The organism is Vibrio sp. 10N.286.52.C3 (genome assembly GCF_041468865.1).
In the GTDB taxonomy this organism is placed as follows: Bacteria; Pseudomonadota; Gammaproteobacteria; order Enterobacterales; family Vibrionaceae; genus Vibrio; species Vibrio crassostreae_C.
Genome location: NZ_JBFRJM010000014.1, coordinates 23,304 through 42,428 on the forward strand (window position 1 = coordinate 23,304; position 19,125 = coordinate 42,428).

Annotated in this window: 21 protein-coding genes; 16 read left to right on the forward strand and 5 right to left on the reverse strand. The window is 45.2% G+C overall.

The window, feature by feature from the left end; all coding sequences use genetic code 11:
- Nucleotides 1-107: 107 nt before the first annotated feature.
- The 7 genes from AB4138_RS05700 to AB4138_RS05730 all read left to right on the forward strand — a co-directional run bounded on the left by AB4138_RS05700 (nucleotide 108) and on the right by AB4138_RS05730 (nucleotide 5,458).
- Nucleotides 108-944 (forward strand): DUF4198 domain-containing protein, encoded by an 837-nt coding sequence (locus AB4138_RS05700; RefSeq protein ID WP_102333608.1) that lies wholly within the window; start codon nucleotides 108-110, stop codon nucleotides 942-944.
- A gap of 116 nt (nucleotides 945-1,060) precedes the next feature.
- Entirely contained in the window at nucleotides 1,061-1,396 is a 336-nt protein-coding gene (locus AB4138_RS05705; protein ID WP_017062543.1) for a hypothetical protein, read from the forward strand.
- Complete coding sequence (locus tag AB4138_RS05710; protein ID WP_029235608.1) at nucleotides 1,393-1,971, forward strand: DUF6162 family protein; 579 nt, start codon at nucleotides 1,393-1,395, stop codon at nucleotides 1,969-1,971. Before AB4138_RS05705 ends, AB4138_RS05710 begins: the two co-directional genes overlap by 4 nt.
- A 16-nt stretch (nucleotides 1,972-1,987) precedes the next feature.
- On the forward strand, nucleotides 1,988-2,923 hold the full coding sequence (locus AB4138_RS05715) for a metal ABC transporter solute-binding protein, Zn/Mn family (protein WP_104216034.1): 936 nt from the start codon (nucleotides 1,988-1,990) through the stop codon (nucleotides 2,921-2,923).
- Nucleotides 2,923-3,657 (forward strand): metal ABC transporter ATP-binding protein, encoded by a 735-nt coding sequence (locus tag AB4138_RS05720; RefSeq protein ID WP_017070975.1) that lies wholly within the window; start codon nucleotides 2,923-2,925, stop codon nucleotides 3,655-3,657. Before AB4138_RS05715 ends, AB4138_RS05720 begins: the two co-directional genes overlap by 1 nt.
- Nucleotides 3,657-4,532, forward strand: a complete 876-nt coding sequence (locus tag AB4138_RS05725; RefSeq protein ID WP_065206162.1) for a metal ABC transporter permease — start codon at nucleotides 3,657-3,659, stop codon at nucleotides 4,530-4,532. The genes AB4138_RS05720 and AB4138_RS05725 overlap by 1 nt, the downstream gene beginning before the upstream one ends.
- 2 nt (nucleotides 4,533-4,534) lie before the next feature.
- Nucleotides 4,535-5,458 carry an ABC transporter substrate-binding protein gene (locus AB4138_RS05730; protein WP_017064558.1) on the forward strand — a complete coding sequence of 308 codons (924 nt, stop codon included), beginning with the start codon at nucleotides 4,535-4,537 and terminating at the stop codon, nucleotides 5,456-5,458.
- A gap of 114 nt (nucleotides 5,459-5,572) precedes the next feature.
- Here AB4138_RS05730 and AB4138_RS05735 read toward each other — a convergent pair whose 3' ends face one another.
- The gene (locus AB4138_RS05735; protein ID WP_017060973.1) at nucleotides 5,573-5,782 is read right to left on the reverse strand and encodes a DUF2986 domain-containing protein; all 210 of its coding nucleotides are present in this window, start codon (nucleotides 5,780-5,782) and stop codon (nucleotides 5,573-5,575) included.
- Between the two features lie 97 nt (nucleotides 5,783-5,879).
- Between AB4138_RS05735 and AB4138_RS05740 the strand changes: the two genes are divergently transcribed.
- Together AB4138_RS05740 and AB4138_RS05745 are read left to right on the forward strand one after the other, a co-directional pair.
- Nucleotides 5,880-6,395 carry a GNAT family N-acetyltransferase gene (locus AB4138_RS05740; protein WP_372305245.1) on the forward strand — a complete coding sequence of 172 codons (516 nt, stop codon included), beginning with the start codon at nucleotides 5,880-5,882 and terminating at the stop codon, nucleotides 6,393-6,395.
- 3 nt (nucleotides 6,396-6,398) lie between these two features.
- On the forward strand, nucleotides 6,399-6,794 hold the full coding sequence (locus AB4138_RS05745) for a nitrous oxide-stimulated promoter family protein (protein ID WP_017060975.1): 396 nt from the start codon (nucleotides 6,399-6,401) through the stop codon (nucleotides 6,792-6,794).
- Between the two features lie 108 nt (nucleotides 6,795-6,902).
- On the opposite strand, the gene AB4138_RS05750 is transcribed toward AB4138_RS05745, so the two are convergent.
- Nucleotides 6,903-8,300: an MATE family efflux transporter gene (locus AB4138_RS05750; RefSeq protein ID WP_372164747.1), complete on the reverse strand. Its 1,398-nt coding sequence runs from the start codon at nucleotides 8,298-8,300 to the stop codon at nucleotides 6,903-6,905.
- A gap of 50 nt (nucleotides 8,301-8,350) precedes the next feature.
- On the opposite strand from AB4138_RS05750, the gene AB4138_RS05755 reads away from it, so the two are divergent.
- Nucleotides 8,351-9,244: a helix-turn-helix transcriptional regulator gene (locus tag AB4138_RS05755; RefSeq protein ID WP_372147640.1), complete on the forward strand. Its 894-nt coding sequence runs from the start codon at nucleotides 8,351-8,353 to the stop codon at nucleotides 9,242-9,244.
- Nucleotides 9,245-9,378: 134 nt separating this feature from the next.
- Here the strand turns inward: AB4138_RS05755 and AB4138_RS05760 are convergent, their stop codons facing one another.
- Nucleotides 9,379-10,530 (reverse strand): MFS transporter, encoded by a 1,152-nt coding sequence (locus AB4138_RS05760; protein ID WP_372305248.1) that lies wholly within the window; start codon nucleotides 10,528-10,530, stop codon nucleotides 9,379-9,381.
- Here AB4138_RS05760 and AB4138_RS05765 point away from each other — a divergent pair.
- Entirely contained in the window at nucleotides 10,502-10,741 is a 240-nt protein-coding gene (locus tag AB4138_RS05765) for a hypothetical protein (RefSeq protein WP_372305283.1), read from the forward strand. The two genes, AB4138_RS05760 and AB4138_RS05765, sit on opposite strands and share 29 nt — an antisense overlap.
- 57 nt (nucleotides 10,742-10,798) lie before the next feature.
- On the opposite strand, the gene AB4138_RS05770 is transcribed toward AB4138_RS05765, so the two are convergent.
- Nucleotides 10,799-11,824 (reverse strand): AraC family transcriptional regulator, encoded by a 1,026-nt coding sequence (locus AB4138_RS05770; protein WP_372305251.1) that lies wholly within the window; start codon nucleotides 11,822-11,824, stop codon nucleotides 10,799-10,801.
- A 369-nt stretch (nucleotides 11,825-12,193) separates the two neighbouring features.
- Here AB4138_RS05770 and AB4138_RS05775 point away from each other — a divergent pair, with 369 nt between their 5' ends.
- Together AB4138_RS05775 and AB4138_RS05780 are read left to right on the forward strand one after the other, a co-directional pair.
- Nucleotides 12,194-13,798 (forward strand): long-chain fatty acid--CoA ligase, encoded by a 1,605-nt coding sequence (locus AB4138_RS05775; RefSeq protein WP_017060127.1) that lies wholly within the window; start codon nucleotides 12,194-12,196, stop codon nucleotides 13,796-13,798.
- On the forward strand, nucleotides 13,791-15,470 hold the full coding sequence (locus tag AB4138_RS05780) for a GMC family oxidoreductase (protein WP_372305255.1): 1,680 nt from the start codon (nucleotides 13,791-13,793) through the stop codon (nucleotides 15,468-15,470). The genes AB4138_RS05775 and AB4138_RS05780 overlap by 8 nt, the downstream gene beginning before the upstream one ends.
- Before the next feature lie 102 nt (nucleotides 15,471-15,572).
- Here AB4138_RS05780 and trxC read toward each other — a convergent pair whose 3' ends face one another.
- Nucleotides 15,573-16,007: a thioredoxin TrxC gene (gene trxC, locus AB4138_RS05785; protein WP_017060125.1), complete on the reverse strand. Its 435-nt coding sequence runs from the start codon at nucleotides 16,005-16,007 to the stop codon at nucleotides 15,573-15,575.
- A gap of 122 nt (nucleotides 16,008-16,129) precedes the next feature.
- Between trxC and AB4138_RS05790 the strand changes: the two genes are divergently transcribed.
- From AB4138_RS05790 to AB4138_RS05800, 3 genes are all read left to right on the forward strand, one after another.
- Nucleotides 16,130-17,227: a ketoacyl-ACP synthase III gene (locus AB4138_RS05790; RefSeq protein ID WP_102333615.1), complete on the forward strand. Its 1,098-nt coding sequence runs from the start codon at nucleotides 16,130-16,132 to the stop codon at nucleotides 17,225-17,227.
- Nucleotides 17,228-17,249: 22 nt separating this feature from the next.
- The gene (locus AB4138_RS05795) at nucleotides 17,250-17,714 is read left to right on the forward strand and encodes a GNAT family N-acetyltransferase (protein WP_372305280.1); all 465 of its coding nucleotides are present in this window, start codon (nucleotides 17,250-17,252) and stop codon (nucleotides 17,712-17,714) included.
- A 97-nt stretch (nucleotides 17,715-17,811) separates the two neighbouring features.
- Entirely contained in the window at nucleotides 17,812-19,044 is a 1,233-nt protein-coding gene (locus AB4138_RS05800; RefSeq protein ID WP_372305258.1) for a glycosyltransferase, read from the forward strand.
- Nucleotides 19,045-19,125: the final 81 nt, after the last annotated feature.

Consider the following 19,125-nt stretch of genomic DNA (forward strand, 5'->3'; position numbering starts at 1 on the left):
AGTAACTAGTAAGTACGAACTAAAACCAAGCTGAACAGAATAGACAGTGGTCATCGTAGGCTCAGATAGAGCGACACGGCTAACAATTATAAATAATGGAATTGAACATGATGAAACAGACAAAAATCAAAGCACTTGCTCTAGCGGGTGTGATGGCATTCGGCCTAGCAGCAACGACAACGGCACAAGCTCACCCACGTTGGATTTTGCCATCTCACTTTACTGTATCTAAAGAAGGTGGTGATTGGCTAACGTTCGATGTTACTGCGTCTCACGGTACGTTTGTTTTTGATAAGCCTGCTGGCAGCGAAAATGCTCATGTCATCATGCCAGATGGCCGCAGCGAGCGTCCTAACTTCGTTATTCGTGGCAAGCGTCGTTCAATCTTCGACTTCTATTTTGAAGAAGAAGGTACACACAAAGTGGCGATCAACAACCAGCCGTCTTACTACACGCAATACAAAGCGGGTCGCCGTGACACGGTGAAGTGGATTAAAGCAAACAAAGCTGAGCGTGACTCAGTTCTGCCTGAAAAATCACGTGACGTGGTAACGCAGATCAGCTTCACTCGTGCAGAAAGCTACATCACGGTAGGTAAGCCAACGGATTCAGTGTTCAAAATTGAAGGCAAGCTTCTAGAAATGAAGCCTGTGACACACCCTTCAGATATCGTTGAAGGCGAACCTGTGACATTCCAGTTCTTCTACAACGGTGATATCCAGAAAGACGTGAAAGCGGAGATTACTCGTGAAGGTACGCTTTACCGCAACCACCAAGAGCAGATTGATGTGGTGAGTGATGAGAACGGTGAAATCACGTTTACTCCAGACGTAGCAGGTCGTTACGTAATGAAAGCGAACTACAAAGGTGAGTTGATTGACAACCCACTGGCAGACAAAGCAAGCGCGAACGTTCACCTAACGTTCGAAGCGCTGCTTCAATAGTCTGTGATATCGGGGCTAGATCCCTGATTAAGAATCAAAAAAACTTAAGGGCTCATTTGAGCCCTTTATCGCTCAGTTTACTTCTGAGAATTTGCACTGTGGCTAGGGTACGAACCATGACAATAAAAACAAAACTTAACGCTTTAATGACTCCTTGCTTAGCATTGGGACTTGGTTTCGCTGCATTACCTGCGCAAGCACACTTTCCACTGATGAGCTGCTGGTTTGAAGGTAAGACTGTTGCTTGTGAAGCGGGTTATTCGGATGGCAGCAAAGCGATTGATTACGCAGTTGAGATGTACGATTACGAAGACAACTTGATTGCAAAAGAGATGACAGATAAACGTTCTATCGTTGAATTCCCACATCCTGACACTGAGTTCTACCTTGTGTTCGATTCAGGTCATGAGTTTCCAGTTGAAGTTGATGTTGTAGAGATCAGTGAAAAATGATGATTCAAAGCGTACGTGCTGATACGGGCGGCAGAGAGGGCAAATGGGTAGGACTGATCATTGTGTTCATCCTTTGCTTTGCAACTGTCGCAATCCCATTTCATCAGGCTGAATCCCACGTTAAAGCAGTGCTTGATCATCAAATTCTAGTGACTGATGTTGAACAAGAAAACTTGGCGATGCTATCAGAGCTGCGTTTAGCGCATGAAGAAATCCGTGACCTGCGCATGGACTCAGATGGTGAATGGCCGAGTGTTGCATCACTTAAAGATGAATGGGTTGCCCCGTTTATAGAAGATCAGAGTTGGAAGCGCAAAGGTTCTCATGCTTGGGTACTGGACGAGCGTGGTTATTACTTTTCTACTCCAAGTGAACAAGCTACGCCTACCGATCATGGTTTTGCGGATTCCTTTATTTTAAATGCGAACAGCGTTTCTCCTGAAATCTGGATCTTCTTGGGCGGTGTAGCGAAACAGCCCGCTACTTTTGACCAACACACGCTAGAGTCTACGGGTTGGAAAATGGTCGTGAACGAATCAGAAATTGAACAGCATCATGAAAGCGATGCTCACTAATAATAAGAGAATTACTATGCGAATTATGACTCTGTTCATGTCGTTATTAGCGGTGTTCATGGCACCCAATGCATTGGCAAAAGAATATAAGATCGACAGCAACAAGCTGACGATTGGTATCACGCTTCAACCTTACTACAGCTACGTAAAAGCAGTAGTAGGCGACAAAGTGAACATCCTTCCTTTGGTTGATGCCGGCTTTAATCCGCATAACTACTTGCCACAACCGAACGACTTGAAGAGATTGAGCCAGATGGACGCCATCGTGGTAAACGGTATTGGTCACGATGACTTCGCGCTTAAAGTGATTTCAGCCGCGCAACGTGATGACCTAGTCGTGATCGAAGCAAACAAAGAAGTGCCTCTACTTCCTGCTCTTGGTCAGTCTGTTGGTCAAGGTGCCGTTAACCCACATACCTTTGTTGGGCTTTCGACAACAATTCAAAAGGTTTACACCATCGCGAGTGAGGTCTCTAAGCTCGACCCTGACAACGCGGCTTTTTATCGTAAGAATGCACGTAAATACGCAAAGCAATTTCGCTTTATGAAGCGCGATGCGATGTTGTCATTAGGTGAGTTAGATACTTCAGGTATGAAGGTGGCGACCACGCACAATGCGTATGGCTACATCCTTCAAGAATTTGGTGTGGATGTTGCGGCGGTGATTGAGCCTGCACACGGTGTTGAACCAAGTGCGAGCCAGTTGCAAGAAACGATCGAAAAGATCCGCGCATCGGGCATTGACGTGTTGTTCTACGAGCTAAACATGCCAAACCGTTTTGTTGACACGATTGAAGCGGAAACGGGTGTTCAGCTTTACCGTTTCTCTCACATGACGCATGGCGAATATGAAGACGACAAAGTCGAAGTTGAGATGCAGAAGAATCTCGAGACATTAATCGAAGCAATGAAATTTGCGGCGGCGAACCAAGCTAAAAGCGGGAACGCATAATGTTAGGTCCATCGATTTCAATCAATCAACTCGGTCTGCAATATGACAACAACGTCATTCTTGACGATATCTCACTAGAACTTAAAGCGGGTGAGTGCCATGTAATCATGGGGCCAAACGGCGGTGGTAAAACCTCTCTGCTACGCTCTGTTCTTGGTTTGACGCCTTTCTCTGGGCAAATCAATATTCATTGGCCAGAAAAGCCAAGTATCGGTTATGTTCCACAAAAAGCGACCTTCGAATCGAGCTTGCCTTTGACGGTCATGGATTTCGTGTTGCTTAACCAAACTCGAATTCCGCTATTTTGGCGTCGTAAGTCTAAGCAATTGGATCTTGCACTCGCACAATTAGATCGCGTTGGTATGGCTACTCGTAGCGACCGCCGCATGGGACAGTTATCGGGTGGTGAGCAGCAACGCGTGCTGTTTGCCCAAGCGCTATTAGATAACCCAAGTCTACTGGTGTTGGATGAACCAACCACGGGTATGGACGAGCAGGGCGTTCGTTATCTTGAATCGTTAATTCGTGAATGTGTTAGTGAAGGTCGTACGATCCTTGCGGTACACCACGATGTCACGGCAGTGCGTCGACTCGAAGCGAACGTACATGTTGTGAATCGATTCTTGGTTGATAGTGGCCCACACGAACAAGTCTTACACCCAAGTAAAATCGAGAGCCTGTTCCAGCACTACAGCAGTGGCTCTGCGATGACTAAATCGAAGGAGGTTGCGTAATGGATTGGTTACGACAACTAGCCATTAGTGGCGTGGAAGCGGGCTGGTTATCAGACAGTTTCATGTATGCCTTCATGGTCAATGCTTTGGTTGCAGCGTTACTACTTGGTCCTCTGTTAGGTGGTCTGGGTACTTTGGTGATTGCCAAGCGTCTGGCTTTCTTCTCAGAAGCCGTCGGCCACGCAGCGTTAACCGGTATCGCTATTGGTGTTTTGCTTGGCGAGCCACCAGAAAACCCAATTATTGGTTTGTTTAGCTTCTGTATGATCTTCGCGCTGCTTCTTCACTTTGTAAGAAACAGAACCAATGTGCCATACGATACTTTAGTTGGCGTTTTCCTTGCTTTAGCACTGGCAGTGGGTGCGGCGTTACTGATGTATGTTGCTCGTAAGATCAATATCCACATGCTTGAGAACGTACTATTTGGTTCGATTTTGACGGTAACAGACCAAGACTTAGCGATTCTCGCAGGCAGCTGCGCGATCATTATTTTGCTCTTGATACCGACGTTCAACCGTATTCTTCTAACCTGTATCAGCCCTGATATTGCCAAGGTTCGTGGTTACAACACCAGCTTTTACGATTACTTGTTTGTCATGATGATCACCTTAGTGACAATTGCGGCCGTGAAGATCGTAGGTGCAGTTCTAGTGGGTGCGTTATTGTTGATTCCAGGTGCGACCGCTCGATTGTTAACTAAACGTATGGGGAGCTTTGTTCTCTTGTCGGCATTACTCGCAACCATCGCATGTTTGGTTGGAACCGTGTTGCCTATGGAACTCAAACTGCCAGTGCCATCGGGCGCTTCAATCATCATCGTTTCTGCAACGTTTTTCCTAGCAGCAACGCTATACCGAATTGTAAGAAAGGCGTAATCATGACTTGTTTAATGAATCGTATCGCTAGCTCAGTAAAAGCAACGGCTCAAGTGAGTGTACTTGGTAGTGTATTAATGGCTGGTTCTTTGATGTCACTGAACGTGAATGCAGAAGACATCCTAACCAGTACACCTGTGACTTATGCATTGGCGACAGAGCTAACCAAAGGCACGGACATTACGACCGAATATCTACCACCTAAGCGCTACGGTATTGACCGTCTGCCGAATTGGTTTGGTACCAAGGGTGCGAGTAAAGTGCTTCAATCGGGTGAAAAGGCGACCGTTGCGGTAACGTTGTCATCGATCTGGCAAGCCGACCCTACGTTTGTATACGCAAGACAAAGCAATATCCGTTTAGTTGAGGTTGATGCCGCTCAAGCGATTACACCGCGTGCACAAGGCGTTGCTGCGCTTACATTGTCGAATGGTGATGTGTCTAAATACGCATGGTTAAACCCGACCAACTTAACACGTATGGCGGCGATTGTGGCTGACGACTTTAAGTTGTTGTGGCCTGCGCAAGCTGAAACGATTGATAGCAACTTACAACGTGTGATGTTGGATGTTCGTGAACTGATCAACAAGCAGCAAGCAGTATTGCTCGACAATGACGTAGATTCAGTATTGTTGCTTTCAGAAAGCTTGGAAGATTTCGCCTCTGGCAGCCAACTGTTTGTTGAAGAACGCATGTTCAAAGCTGAACTGGAATGGACAGAGCAGGACAAAGCCAAGCTTAAAGAGATGTTTTCGGAAGATGATGCTCTATGGTTAGTTACAGCGAAAAAGCCAAGCAACTTGATTAAATCATTGGTACCGAATGAGCGTATCTTGGTAGTGGATTCTGTTGATCGTTGGGGCAGAGCGGGAATCAACGCAAAAGCACCGTTTGCCCGTTGGGAAGTGCAGCCATTCAAAGGCTAACCAGCGCGATTAAAAATGGTAGGATCAAAAAAGCAGCCCAATTTGAGGCTGCTTTTTTGTTCTTGTCTGTTGGCTCTGAAAAGAGTGTCAGACAAGAGGACTGCGAGTATAAACTTACTCTGCAGCTTTTGTCTCTTCAGCTTCAACAGTTGCTTCTACTGAACCTTCAGCTTGCTCTTGAGCTGCTTTCGCTTGTTCTTCAGCTTCCATTTTTGCACGGTCAGCTTTAGAGATGTAGCGAGGCTTGTTGCTACTATGCAGTTTAGAATTCGCCTGTTTCTGCTTCTTTTTTAGAATTTGATTGATTTTTTTCTTACGGTTCATTGCTGCATAGCCTTGTATTTAGTTTAGGCGGTGGAGGATAATCATTTTAGCTCTAGAACTCAATATTTACATGGTATTCAGCAAGGAAAATATCACTATGCAGGCCGTCGAGACCGAACGTTTACGATTAAGAATGATCACGCCTCAAGATGCGGCGTTTATTCAACGACTATACAGCTCAGAAGATTTCCTGCGTTACATTGGTGATAAGGAAATCAACGACACTGAAAAGGCTGTCGAGTACATTGAAAACAACACTCTTAAGATGCATGAAGAGAAGGGTGTCTGTTTGTTGATGGTTGAAATCAAAGAAACTTCAACGCCAATTGGTATCTGCGGATTAATAAAAAGAGACACCTTAGCGTCGCATGATATTGGCTACGGGTTTGCTCCTGAGTTTTATGGTCAAGGCTTTGCCCAAGAAGCCGCGGAGGCGATAATTGAACAAGCTAAGCAGAATGCTGATATCGATCATTTAGTTGCCATCACTACCTCTGATAACATTCGAAGTATCACACTACTGACTAAGTTAGGCTTTGTGTTCGAGCGAGTTGAAGATGTGATAAGCGAAAGCGTTAATCTCAACCTGTACGGTTTCTCATTAGGTAATTAAAACATGTTCCAACATAACAATATTCTACAAGGTGAGCTCGCAACGGAGTACAAAACCGTTATTGCGATGGTGCACATCTATTGCAAAGATCACCACGGTGAAGTTCGTCAGAATAACGCGTTATGTGAGGAGTGTGAGCAACTGTTGCGTTACGCCGAAACACGACTGGATAGATGTCCTTATGGCGAAGCAAAACCGACCTGTAATAAGTGTCCGATTCATTGCTATAAACCAGACCCGAAAGAGCAAATGCGATTGGTGATGCGCTATGCCGGGCCAAGAATGCTACTTAAGCATCCGATATTAGCGATTCGACATCTGATTCATGAGAAACGGAAAGTGCCTGAAAAGCCGTTGCCGAATGTGTCGAACCGCCATATCCGAATGAACAAGAAGTAAGTGGCGCTTTAAAGTAATTTCTAAAGAAATGCAAAAGGTCTGATTTCTCAGACCTTTTTTATGTAGATACGTTTTATCTAAGTTTGAATATAGCCAGGTAACTGAAACTTACGCCGCTTGAGGCTCTTCGTAGGTCACCGTTAGGTTGTTGATCCAGCGTCGGCTCAAGTAACGGTGTGAACAGATGGTCAATTTCACGACTTCTTCTACCAACATTAGACCATAGATGTATTTAAAGTCCCATCCAGCGACAAACGCGCCGTAAACACATACTGGAATGCCCACCATCCACATCGCGATGAAATCCATGCGAAGGCAGAACGCATTATCACCACCAGCACGAATAATACCGTTAATGATCACCATGTTGAGCATGCGAATCACGACCGCAAAGCACATGATCATCATCGCAGGTGAAGCAAGCGGGTATAAAGCGTCTTTGGTCAGGTTTAGCCATGACAGAACGTGCTCTTTACCCATAAACAATAGCAAGCCTACAACCGCACCAAAACCAACCACGGCTTTGATGAACGTCAGACCCATACTCATAGCGTCATCAAACTCATCACGACCGAGTGAGTGACCAAGCAACACGGAACACGCTACAGAAATACCAAAGAATATCGAGTAACACAGCGACTCAAAAGGCGCGAGCATAGAGAACACAGCAAGTTCCGTTGTGCCCATGTGACCGAAGATCATTTGGTATGCCATAGTACCCATTGCCCATAACACGGCATTCATCGTTAGTGGCAAAGCAATACGACGGTAAGACAACCATAATGACGGACGATGTGGTGAGCTAGGCGTGGTTAACAACCAATGTTTACGCATGCGCATGTAGCTATACATCAAGCCGACTTGAATTGCGCGAGCGAGTGTCGTCGCTAGTGCTGCACCTGCTACGCCCATAGCGGGAATACCAAAGGCACCTTTGATTAGAACGAAGTTAAGCGCAATGTTGAGTGCAATGGTCACCGCGCCTAATAGCAGCGGGGTTACGGTGTCACCTGATGAGCGCATGCTTGCTTCTACCACGACGACAATGTGAGTCAGCAGTAGAACGGGGAAGCCATACCATAGGTAAGTCGCGCCAAGTTCAATCACGGTTTGATCGCTGGTTTGCAACATCATTAAAAACTGAGAACCAAGAGTGATGATTGCAGTAACAGGCAACAGAACTTTTAAGCCAAACACCATCGCGATAGATGATACTGTTCGCGCGCTTTTTCGGTCATTCTTTCCCCAGTATTGAGCGACTAATGTTCCATTTGCTGAGGCCAACCCTGCCATAATCATAATAGCAACGAAGTGCCATTTTGATGCAATTCCCACAGCCGCAGCTGCTTCCATACCATAATCACTGACCATTAATACGTCAGCAAGGGCAAGAATAGCGACAAGCGCACTTTGCAAAGCAACAGGCAAACCAAGTTTAACGATACGAGGTAAGATGCTCTCTGGCTTGTTATTCATAGATGAGTTAGGGTTGATGTTAGTTGTCATAAGTTCTCCGATTTATGGCAGAACTATAGTGATTTGAGCGAAGTAACAACATGTTTAAAAAACAACAAAACCTGTGCAAATCCGTCATTGATTCAATGAGACCAAAATCAACTTGGCATGATGATGTTTTTCTCGCTGAACAGTGTAAAGAACGTTTTTTGACCGTTGAAGATATTCCAGAGATGAAAAGCTTTGGGGTCTATATGGGCGGCATGGCGAAGCTATATGATGGCTACTGGGTTGAGCGCGAATCCGTTAATGTTCATACGTTGATTTTCACTATGGAAGGTGGCGGGATTCTAACAACCGCAGCATCGGTCAAAGCGATTACGCCTTATACACTCGTGGTGCTTCCTGCTGAAACCCCATTTCGTTTTGAACTCGATCCTCAATATAATTATTGGAAAATGGCGTGGATGCTGACGCCTGACACCAAGCAATGGCAGCACATAGCAAGTTTAGGACAGGGGATTGTGCCTTTTGGAGAGTGTGAGCAGATCTGGTCATTAATGAACTTGGTTTACTTTGAGATAGGCGGTAGAGCCAGTTACCGTAAGTTACTCTTGAGTGAAATTATCCGAACATTGACGGGGTTTGAGCCTAAGTCGACCAGCACCACTGCACGTGTTCAAGCGCTCTATAACGAAATTGAAAGTAGTCTGCATCAGCCATGGACAGTGGCAGGGATGGCTGAAAGAGTGTTCATCAGTGAAGAGCAACTCAATAGAGTCACCAAGACGCTATTCAACCTCTCACCACGCAGTAAATTGATTCAATTACGCATGGACAAAGCCACCAGTCTACTGAAATATCAAGATTGGTCAGTTTCTATGATTGCTAATCGCTTAGGCTACAAAGATCCTTATAACTTTTCGCATCGTTTCAAAAAGCATTTCGGTTTGTCACCCAGTCAATATCGAAAGAGCCATCGACTTCTTGGTTAGCCTTGCACGATGAAATGAGAAGTGTGGGAGAAGAAGGTTACATATAGGCATGAGTTGAAAAGGGCCCTTCGCTTAGACATAAAGTCTGAACTCGGAGCCCTAATGACACGCATCTAGTGTCTGTCTATTTAAGCTTACTCGCCTGCAATCTGTAGGTGAGAGCGCTTTAGGCTAGCAATCAACATGTAGATCGTTGTAGCAAGTAGAGACGCGAACAGGTAAGTGAACAATCCTGCTTGTGAATCCATAAAGCTGTCTGCAACGATTGGTCCCGCAACAGAACCGATGCTGTAGCAAAGTAGCATGATTTGAGTTACTGATACCAAGTAGCTTGGATCTAAGTTACGGCAGCCCAAGTTAATAGCAATTGGGTAAAGCGCGAACGTTGCCATGCCTAGTACGAATAGGCTCATACCTAACACGTAGAAATCATGATTAATGGTTAATACGCCAATGCTTGCTACGCCAAGTAGGCAGAACAGAGCCATTAGTAAAACTTGACCTACATGGTGAGACAACCAAGTCACCATTGGCTGTACAGCCATACCACCCATAATAACCAAAGCCATCAAACCGCCAATGTCTTCGTGCGCAATATTACGTTGTTCTAGCTCGACAGGCATTAAACCGTAAATAGCACCCAGTGTAAGACCTGATACGATGCAGCCGATTAACGCACTGTGGCTCAACTTGCTGATCTGTTTTAGAGATAAAGACTGAGCATCATGGATCTGTGGTGGTGTCGCTTGTCCGTACATTAAGACAATGATCGCGCCAAATAGCAGAGTGAACATTGCAATAAAAGGTACACCGCCAGTAATACCTAGGTAACCAATACCTAACTGACCAACTGCAGAACCGCCGTACAGTGAACACATGTAAATCGCTAAGCGTTTTGGACGCTGTGATTCGTCACCGCTCATTAGCCATGATTCAACAATGACGAAAATACCTGCAACCGACACACCCGCAACAAAGCGCGCAATTAGCCACACTGCTTGGTGTGGGATTAATGGCAACACAAGGATCGTTGCGATAAACACGCTCAGTGCCATTACAAACGCGCCTTTGTGGCCGATACGTGCAATCGCACGCTCAATCAATAATGTACCAGCCAGTAGACCTGCATAGAATGCACTCGCTAACCAACTCGATAGATCTTTGTCTAAGCCATACTCAGACAGCATTAATGGTAATGAACTCATTAAGTAGCCTGAAGCGATCGCGTAAAAAGACAATGCAATAACAGGAACAGTTATGCGAGTTGTTGGTTGGATGTTGTCCAATGCAGGAGCCTCTGATAGTAAAAGAAACGATGAATTTTCCGCGACTATGGGGGAGAAACTGAATTGGGTAAAACAAATAAAAATGGTCGTTAAGATAAAAGAAATTTATCGACCAACTAAACTAAAATACGGTTGCGATATTTGGTGGTTTGGCGAGATTTTATGCGGGAAAAAAGTCGTTAAGCCGTTGTTCATTGGTGGTTTAATTTAGAAAAAGATTGCAGCGTGATTGTCTTTTTATGATTTGGATTGAGTGGGATTTTAAGTGTTAGACCGTTTCTTTACGGTATTGACGTGGCGAGTTACCACTCCACTTACGAAAGGCATGACGAAAGTTAGCGCTATCAGAAAAGCCAACTCGTTCAGATATCTCTTCAATACTCATTCGAGTTGAAGAAAGGTAGTGCCGGGAAAGGTGAAAACGCACATGATCCAGTATCTTCTGATAGCTCGTATCCGCGGCTTTTAGGTGGCGGCGTAGTGTTCGAGAAGACATGCCCAGTTCTGAAGAAATGGATTCTATCGAAGGGTAACATCCTGGCCTTTCAATCAGCATCTGAGAGACTTTCTCTTTGAGGCTAGTCGGAGCACTTACTTTTGCCAACATGTCATCACACGATTTTAAACACATCTGTAAAGTGATGGGGTTGGCGGTAGGAAGAGATGAATACAAGGTGGTTGCGTCGAACTCCCATTCAAGCCGGTCACTATTGAATTCAACCGGGCAGCGGAAAATCTCTGTGTATAGATCGCCGTATTCAGGTTTTGGATAGGGGAAGCGGATCACTTGAGAAGGAAAGGGCTGCTGTAAGACCTCTTCGCACAAACTGTGTATCGCTGCGAACCAGTATTCACAACAAAAGGGCAGTAAAGAATCGAGTTCGATAAGTTGCTCTGCGCGAAAGTAACCAATGTTGTCTTCTATAGACATGGTTTTCCTGAGGACAGGGCCAGCAAGTTGCAGATACTTAAACCCGATTAAAAAGGCATCGAGTAGTGTTTCGCTGCTAAACACCGCATAACCGAGCACGCCGAAATCGCTGAACCTCGCTTGTTGGCCAACTTTAAGCCCCAATCCGTCTTCGTTGGAATTCGCTAACGCCTTACTGAACACAGCAAGCTTTTGCGCCAAAGTGATGTGTGTATCGGGTGTGTTGAGTTGGAGAGCATCGATGTTACTTCCTTCGAGCAACTCTTCGATACTGAGAACAGGCGACAGGTAACGATGCAGCAACTGAAGATCCAGAATGCCGAATGCTTGCATGTCGGGTTCGTAAACTGCGGTGTATTCCATAAGCTGCCTCTTGTTGAATATCGATATCTTAACCGAACTTTTAACATTTACGCCTGTTGCTTGTTCTCACTTTCGCAAGCTTGTTCCAAATTTTGGTTTATGTGTGCAAGGTTTTATTGGGCTAGCGCAGGCTGTGTCCGAATATCACCGGTTTTTGTCTTTTTGAAACCTGTTCGAAATGTTATCGAAATGTTGTAATTTATTGGGCTGCACATTGGAGCGTTTCAAACATTTTGCTCAATAACGACTCTTATCTACATGACACACCAATGTGCAGGCTCGTGATGACAAGAAAGAGACTTATTACAACGATTAGAACGTCTACGGTGACCGTCACAAACAGGTCTAAGCCGCACAAGGAGATCATGGATGCACAATCTTGCTGTTAATTTGGAGCGTAGCGCTTCGCTTTTTCCAACTAAAGCCGCTCTGCGTATGGGATCGGATGAAATCAGTTTTTCTCAGTTAGAACAACTTTCTGGAAACGTGGCTGCTAACTTGAAAAGACTTGGGTTGCAGAACGGAGATAAGGTAGCGTTGTCATGCCCGAACGTGACTTACTTTCCGATAGCCTATTACGGGATTCTAAAAGCGGGTTGTGTAGTCGTGCCTTTGAACGTGCTATTCAAGGCCAGAGAGATCGCTTATCACCTTAATGACTCTAACGCGAAGGCCTATTTATGTTTTGACGGCAGTGAAGAGCTTCCAATTGGTCGCTATGGTTTACAAGGTTTTGAGCAGGCAAACCACTGTGAACACTTTGTCGAGATGCCTATCCCAACAAACACAGACACTACTTTAGAAAGTAATGAGGAGCATGAATCAATCGCTGATTGGTTGGCACAACCTTTTACTCCTTTTGAGTCTGTGGCTTGTCATGGCGATGATACCGCTGTGATCCTTTATACCTCTGGCACGACGGGTCAACCAAAAGGGGCTGAGCTTTCCCACACCAACATGCAAACCAATGCGATGTCGTCACAGTATCTAATGAGATTGGAGTACAGCGACACCACAATGGCTACACTGCCTTTATTCCATAGTTTCGGTCAGACGGTGATGATGAACGCGAGTGTGCTAACAGGGTCCACCATGGTGTTGATTCCTCGTTTTGAACCGTCATTGGTTATTGAACAGATCATTAGCCATAAAGTCAGCGTGTTTGCGGGTGTTCCTACTATGTATATCGCGCTATTAAAGGCGGGAGAAGAGTCTTCTGATAGTTTAGAAAACACAAGCAAACGCTCTGAACAGGTTAAACACAGCTTGAGGTTAGGTGTTTCTGGCGGTGCTTCTATGCCGCTTGAGGTTATACGACAGTTTGAATCTCGTTTTGAATTACCAGTCTTAGAAGGTTATGGGCTCTCGGAAACGGCGCCGGTTGCGACCTTTAATCATATTGATGGCGATCGTTTATCGGGTAGTGTCGGTCAGCCTTTATGTGGCCACCTCATCAAGATTACTGATATACAAGGCAACTCTGTCGCTATGGGTGAACTCGGCGAAGTCTGCATTAAAAGCCCAAGTGTGATGAAAGGCTATTATCAAAGGCCAGAGGCGACAGCTGAATCTATTCGTGATGGTTGGTTCTTAACGGGAGATATCGGTCGCGTCGATGAGCATGGCAATTTGTTCATTGTTGACCGTGTTAAAGACATGATTATTCGTGGTGGGTACAACGTTTATCCACGTGAAGTCGAAGAAGTGTTGATGTGTCACCCCGATGTCGAAATGGTCGCGGTGGTAGGCGAGCATCATGAACATTTAGGCGAGGAGATCCACGCGCATGTGGTTCTTCACGAACATACGCAATGTGATAGTGCCGCCTTGATAGCATGGTGTCGTGAGCAACTCGCCGACTACAAATACCCGCGTAAGGTATTCATTCGTAAAGCCTTACCCATGACAGCAACCGGAAAAATCTTGAAGCGTGAGTTACACCCACTAGAAATAGCGGAGATGGCAAATGGATAGTTATGATTTTATTATTGTTGGCGGTGGTTCAGCTGGGTGTGTGATCGCTTCTCGGCTGTCGGAAGATCCTGATGTGACGGTTTGCTTGTTAGAAGCGGGTGGTAAAGACACCAGCCCATTCATTCACACACCCGTTGGCGTGGTGGCGATGATGCCAACCAAACTCAATAATTGGGCATTCGAAACGGTTGAACAGCCGGGTTTGAACGGTCGTAAAGGCTATCAGCCTAGAGGTAAGACACTTGGCGGTTCTAGCTCTATCAATGCCATGATGTACGCTCGTGGACATCGCTATGACTACGATAGATGGGAAAGCTTGGGCAATGCTGGCTGGAACTATGAATCCTGTTTGCCTTACTTTAAGAAAGCAGAAAACAACGAAGTCCACCAAGATGAGTTCCATGGCCAAGGTGGTCCTCTTAATGTGGCCAATCTTAGATCGCCAAGCCCTATGTTGGAACGTTATTTAACGGCGTGTGAATCGATAGGTGTACCTCGCAATGAGGATATTAACGGCGCTGCTCAGTTTGGGGCGATGCCGACGCAGGTAACACAGCTGAATGGTGAACGATGCAGTGCTGCCAAGGCTTACTTAACGCCAAACCTTTCACGATCGAATCTCACGGTCGTGACTAAAGCCACCACACATAAGGTTTTGTTTGAATGCAAGAAGGCGATTGGTGTTGAATATGGTTCTAGCGGAAAGCGTTATCAGATACGATGCAACAAAGAAGTGATTCTTTCCGCTGGCGCGTTTGGTTCTCCCCAATTGCTGTTACTGTCTGGTGTCGGTGCTCAAACTGAACTAGAGACACATGGAATCGAACAGGTTCATGAATTACCTGGAGTGGGCAAGAACCTTCAAGATCATATCGACTTAGTACATTCGTATAAATGCAGTGAAAAGCGTGAAACTTTTGGTATCTCGCTGCAAATGGCCTCTGAAATGACCAAAGCCTTACCACTATGGCACAAAGAACGCCGCGGTAAAATGAGCAGTAATTTTGCAGAGGGAATAGGCTTTCTCTGTTCCGAAGATCATATCGCTGTACCGGATTTAGAGTTTGTATTTGTGGTCGCTGTTGTAGATGACCATGCTAGAAAAATTCATACCAGTCATGGCTTTACCTCTCATGTCACCTTATTGCGACCGAAGAGCTACGGCACCGTAACGCTAAATAGTAATGATCCCTATGATCCGCCTAAGATCGATCCTGCGTTTTTCAGTCATCCTGAAGACATGGAGATCATGATTAAGGGCTGGAAGAAGCAGTATCAAATGTTAGAGAGTTCCGCGTTTGATGATATCCGAGGCAATGCTTTCTACCCTGTGGACGCCAGTGATGACAAGGCTATCGAGCAAGATATTCGCAATCGTGCAGACACTCAGTATCACCCGATCGGGACCTGTAAAATGGGACCTAGTAGCGATTTTTTAGCTGTGGTAGATAAAGATCTCAAAGTTTATGGATTGGATAATTTGAGAGTCATTGATGCTTCTGTGATGCCGACACTGATTGGGGCAAACACCAATGCACCAACCATTATGATTGCTGAGAAAGTCGCAGATCAAATCAAACAGCAATACGGGTTTGGCAAGCAAGAATCTAATATTCAAGCGAAAGGCGAAGCTGTAGTTTTATTCAAGAAGTTAAGTGATAACCATAAATAAAACAGTAGGTTAGATAGTCTTGATTTGGTAAGACTCTCTAACCTATTTTTGTGTGCTTACTTAGAATTAAGTAATGCTAAATCAATAGCTTAACCAATAGTATTACTTAGTTAGTGCTTGATTAAGCCACTGATCAAATTGACCTTTTGGCAGTGCACCGTTAATCGTATCAACACGTTGACCGTTCTTGAACACCATCACCGTTGGGATGCTTCTGATTTGATACATAGCCGCCAGTTGCTGTTGAGCTTCGGTATCAATTTTAACAAATCGAACATCGCCAGCGCGCTCTTTAGCGACATCGCTGAACACAGGTGCGAAACCTACACATGGGTTGCACCATGTCGCCCAAAAATCGACAACGACAGGCTGTGAACTGTTCAAAATTGATTGGAAATTCAGTGACGTACCTTCGATTGGTGCACCGTCTAGAAGTGCGTTTTTGCACTTACCACAAGTAGGGCTTTCTGAAATTCTTTCTGAAGGAACTCGGTTTACGCCACCGCAAGAAGGGCAACGTGTGTTGAATGTAGACATAACTTTCTCTTTTTATTGCGTCTCCGTGCCTAACGCGATTTACGAATCATGTACGGAACGCTTATACTGTTTAAAACAAGAATAAGATACTCAAATAAAAACAAACAATAAACAGGTAAATGATGACAAAATTTTACGCTGAAATTACGGGCTGGGGAAAGTGTCTGCCACCAGCCGTGCTATCCAATGATGATTTAAGCACTTTCATTGATACGTCTGACGAGTGGATTCGTACTCGAACTGGTATCGAAAATCGTCGTATCAGTCATGTAAATACCTCTGAGCTAGCGACCGTTGCTGCTCAACATGCAATGGCGTGTGCTGGTTTAACAGCCGAAGATATCGATCTTGTGATCGTAGCGACGTGCAGTCCAGACTCTCTTATTCCAAATACCGCGTCTAAAGTTCAACAGAACTTAGGCATCAAGAGCGCAGCAGCTTTTGACCTTAATGCAGCGTGTACAGGCTTTATCTACGGTGTTGAAACAGCAACTCGATTGATTCAAGCGGGCAACTACCGCAATGCGATCGTTGTGGGTGCAGAGCGTCTTTCATTCTTCATCGACTGGACCAAGCGTGATACTGCGGTTCTATTCGGTGATGGCGCTGGCGCTGTGGTTTTATCGCGTACTGAAGAACAAGTGGGTTTACAAGAAGCTCAAATCGGTTGTGACGCAGAGGGCCGTGACATTCTAGCAGTACCAAAATTCGGTACGTCTATGGACCGCTTTGCTGCTGATAACGGTTACTGGGATTTTGATTTCGTTGGTAAAGAGATCTTCAAGCGTGCAGTGAAAGGAATGGGCGCTGCAGCACATACAGTATTGAGTCGCACTGGCATCTCAACTGAAAACATCGATGTTGTGATTCCGCACCAAGCGAACATCCGAATTATTCAAACTCTGTGTGATATGGCGGGCATTGAACGTGAGAAAGCGTTTGTGAACATTCAAAACTATGGCAACACGTCGGCTGCGACTGTGCCAATTGCATTGTGTGAATCGTTAGAGCAAGGCTTTGTTAAACCGAACTCAAACATCCTTGTGGCGGCATTCGGTGCCGGTTTAACTTGGGGGGCAGGCCATATTAAGTGGGGTAGCCGTGTTGAGCCGTTAGGTCAATCGGACGCTAAGCTTCCAGAAGCAGATAGCTCGGCATTAGAACTTCTAGAGAGAGCCATTTTACACTGTAAAACGCGTCCTAATTCTGAGAATGAGTAGCAGCATGGCGCAAGTTCGTTTTATGACAGAAGCCGACCTCGATGGAGCGGCTTTAGTTCACCAAGCTACTTTTGTTCGACAGCAAAACTCAAAAAATTGGTTACAATGTAACTTAAATGCTGCGCCACGCTTTCTTAACTTTGTTGCTGAAAGCGATGGCGAGATTGTCGGCTACATTATTTGGGTTCAAAAGAGTGGGTTTAGGCCTGAAGCTGTTTTGGAGCTAGAACAACTTGCTGTGTTACCGAGTGCTCAGGGGCAAGGATTGGGCAAAAAGCTGATTCTAGACTCTTTGCCTCAAGTGAAGCAGAAGCTATCAGAGCAGGGCTCGACACTAAAACATGTATTAGTGACCACCAGAGCAGATAACTTTGCACAAAAGCTCTATCAGTCGACATTGGGCGCTCAAGTCGAAATCACGATTTCAAACTTTTACTCAGCCGATGAAGTGCTTATGATAGCTCGCAATGTAGGTGAACGAATCTGATCGCTGAGTTCTTAGAACCATTATTATCAGCGGCATAACTCGATTAACGTTTTATTAGGGGCTTCTGTGGCCCTTTTGTTATTTCTTAGGAAGTATTTTGAAGAAAGTTTTAGCAATTGGCTACGTTTGGCCAGAACCGAATTCATCGGCGGCTGGCAGCCATATGATGTCTCTTTTACGTCTATTTAAGAGACAAGGTTGGTCAGTTGAATTTGCAACACCCGCTCAAGAAACCGAGCACATGATTGATCTCCCTGAAGAGGGCATCACAAGCCAATCTATACAGTTAAATTGCGATAGCTTTGACGATTACATTGAAGAGCTGCAGCCCGATGTTGTGATGTTTGACCGTTTTATGATGGAAGAACAGTTTGGTTGGCGTGTCGAGAAAGTATGCCCGAATGCCTTTAAGTTACTGGATACGGAAGACTTACAGTTTCTGCGTAATGCTCGACACGAAGCGGTTAAGAAAGAAACAGATCTGACCAAAGCACACTTGTACAGTGACTTGGCTAAACGTGAAATTGCCGCGATTTTGCGCTGTGATCTTTCGTTGATCATTTCAAGTTACGAGATGGAACTGCTTCAATCTGAGTTCAATATCGATCCCAAACTGCTTCATCATCTGCCGTTCATGGTTGATCTTAATACGCTTCCTGAAAGCACGAAAAGCTTTGAAGAACGTAAGCATTTCATGACGATAGGCAACTTTAGACACGCACCGAACTGGGATGCCGTACTTCAGTTACAGAAGATTTGGCCGAAGATTCGTAAGCAGTTGCCTGATAGTGAACTTCATATTTACGGATCTTATCCGCCGCCGAAAGCAACCGCTTTGCATAATCCAAAAACCGGTTTCCATATCAAAGGTTGGGCTAAAGATGCTCAAGAAGTGATGGAAGATGCACGTGTTTGTGTTGCGCCATTACGTTTTGGCGCTGGCATTAAAGGCAAGTTACTTGATGCGATGAAGCTGCAAACTCCGAATGTAACCAGCGAGATCGGCAGTGAAGGCATGCTACCGCAAGGTGAACTGCAATGGCCGGGCGCAGTGTCAGATGATATTGATGAGTTTGTTGAACAAGCTGTCGCTCTTTATAAAGATGAAAAGAAATGGCTTAAAGCTCAAAGCCAATGTCATTCAATTCTTGAAGCGCACTATGAACAGAATCAACTGGGCGACAAATTGATCGAGCGACTGACTGCGCTAGGTTCTGAGCTTGATGCGCATCGACTGAATAATTTCTTTGGTTCAATGCTTAAGCACCATAGTATGGCGAGCACTAAGTACATGTCGCAATGGATTGCTGAGAAGAACAAGGTCAAATAGCTGTTCTTTACCAAAGACAGAATAAATCTTAAGCCCTTAGGTTAACACCTAGGGGCTTTTTTCATGCAGGGCGCTTGTTAA

Excerpts from the sequence above, each read along its gene's own strand:
- AB4138_RS05700 (WP_102333608.1), top strand. The coding sequence starts at position 108 with ATGATGAAACAGACAAAAATCAAAGCACTTGCTCTAGCGGGTGTGATG.
- AB4138_RS05705 (WP_017062543.1), top strand. The coding sequence starts at position 1,061 with ATGACAATAAAAACAAAACTTAACGCTTTAATGACTCCTTGCTTAGCA.
- AB4138_RS05710 (WP_029235608.1), top strand. The coding sequence starts at position 1,393 with ATGATGATTCAAAGCGTACGTGCTGATACGGGCGGCAGAGAGGGCAAA.
- AB4138_RS05715 (WP_104216034.1), top strand. The coding sequence starts at position 1,988 with ATGCGAATTATGACTCTGTTCATGTCGTTATTAGCGGTGTTCATGGCA.
- AB4138_RS05720 (WP_017070975.1), top strand. The coding sequence starts at position 2,923 with ATGTTAGGTCCATCGATTTCAATCAATCAACTCGGTCTGCAATATGAC.
- AB4138_RS05725 (WP_065206162.1), top strand. The coding sequence starts at position 3,657 with ATGGATTGGTTACGACAACTAGCCATTAGTGGCGTGGAAGCGGGCTGG.
- AB4138_RS05730 (WP_017064558.1), top strand. The coding sequence starts at position 4,535 with ATGACTTGTTTAATGAATCGTATCGCTAGCTCAGTAAAAGCAACGGCT.
- AB4138_RS05735 (WP_017060973.1), bottom strand. The coding sequence starts at position 5,782 with ATGAACCGTAAGAAAAAAATCAATCAAATTCTAAAAAAGAAGCAGAAA.
- AB4138_RS05740 (WP_372305245.1), top strand. The coding sequence starts at position 5,880 with ATGCAGGCCGTCGAGACCGAACGTTTACGATTAAGAATGATCACGCCT.
- AB4138_RS05745 (WP_017060975.1), top strand. The coding sequence starts at position 6,399 with ATGTTCCAACATAACAATATTCTACAAGGTGAGCTCGCAACGGAGTAC.
- AB4138_RS05750 (WP_372164747.1), bottom strand. The coding sequence starts at position 8,300 with ATGACAACTAACATCAACCCTAACTCATCTATGAATAACAAGCCAGAG.
- AB4138_RS05755 (WP_372147640.1), top strand. The coding sequence starts at position 8,351 with ATGTTTAAAAAACAACAAAACCTGTGCAAATCCGTCATTGATTCAATG.
- AB4138_RS05765 (WP_372305283.1), top strand. The coding sequence starts at position 10,502 with ATGCGAGTTGTTGGTTGGATGTTGTCCAATGCAGGAGCCTCTGATAGT.
- AB4138_RS05770 (WP_372305251.1), bottom strand. The coding sequence starts at position 11,824 with ATGGAATACACCGCAGTTTACGAACCCGACATGCAAGCATTCGGCATT.
- AB4138_RS05775 (WP_017060127.1), top strand. The coding sequence starts at position 12,194 with ATGCACAATCTTGCTGTTAATTTGGAGCGTAGCGCTTCGCTTTTTCCA.
- AB4138_RS05780 (WP_372305255.1), top strand. The coding sequence starts at position 13,791 with ATGGATAGTTATGATTTTATTATTGTTGGCGGTGGTTCAGCTGGGTGT.
- trxC (WP_017060125.1), bottom strand. The coding sequence starts at position 16,007 with ATGTCTACATTCAACACACGTTGCCCTTCTTGCGGTGGCGTAAACCGA.
- AB4138_RS05790 (WP_102333615.1), top strand. The coding sequence starts at position 16,130 with ATGACAAAATTTTACGCTGAAATTACGGGCTGGGGAAAGTGTCTGCCA.
- AB4138_RS05795 (WP_372305280.1), top strand. The coding sequence starts at position 17,250 with ATGACAGAAGCCGACCTCGATGGAGCGGCTTTAGTTCACCAAGCTACT.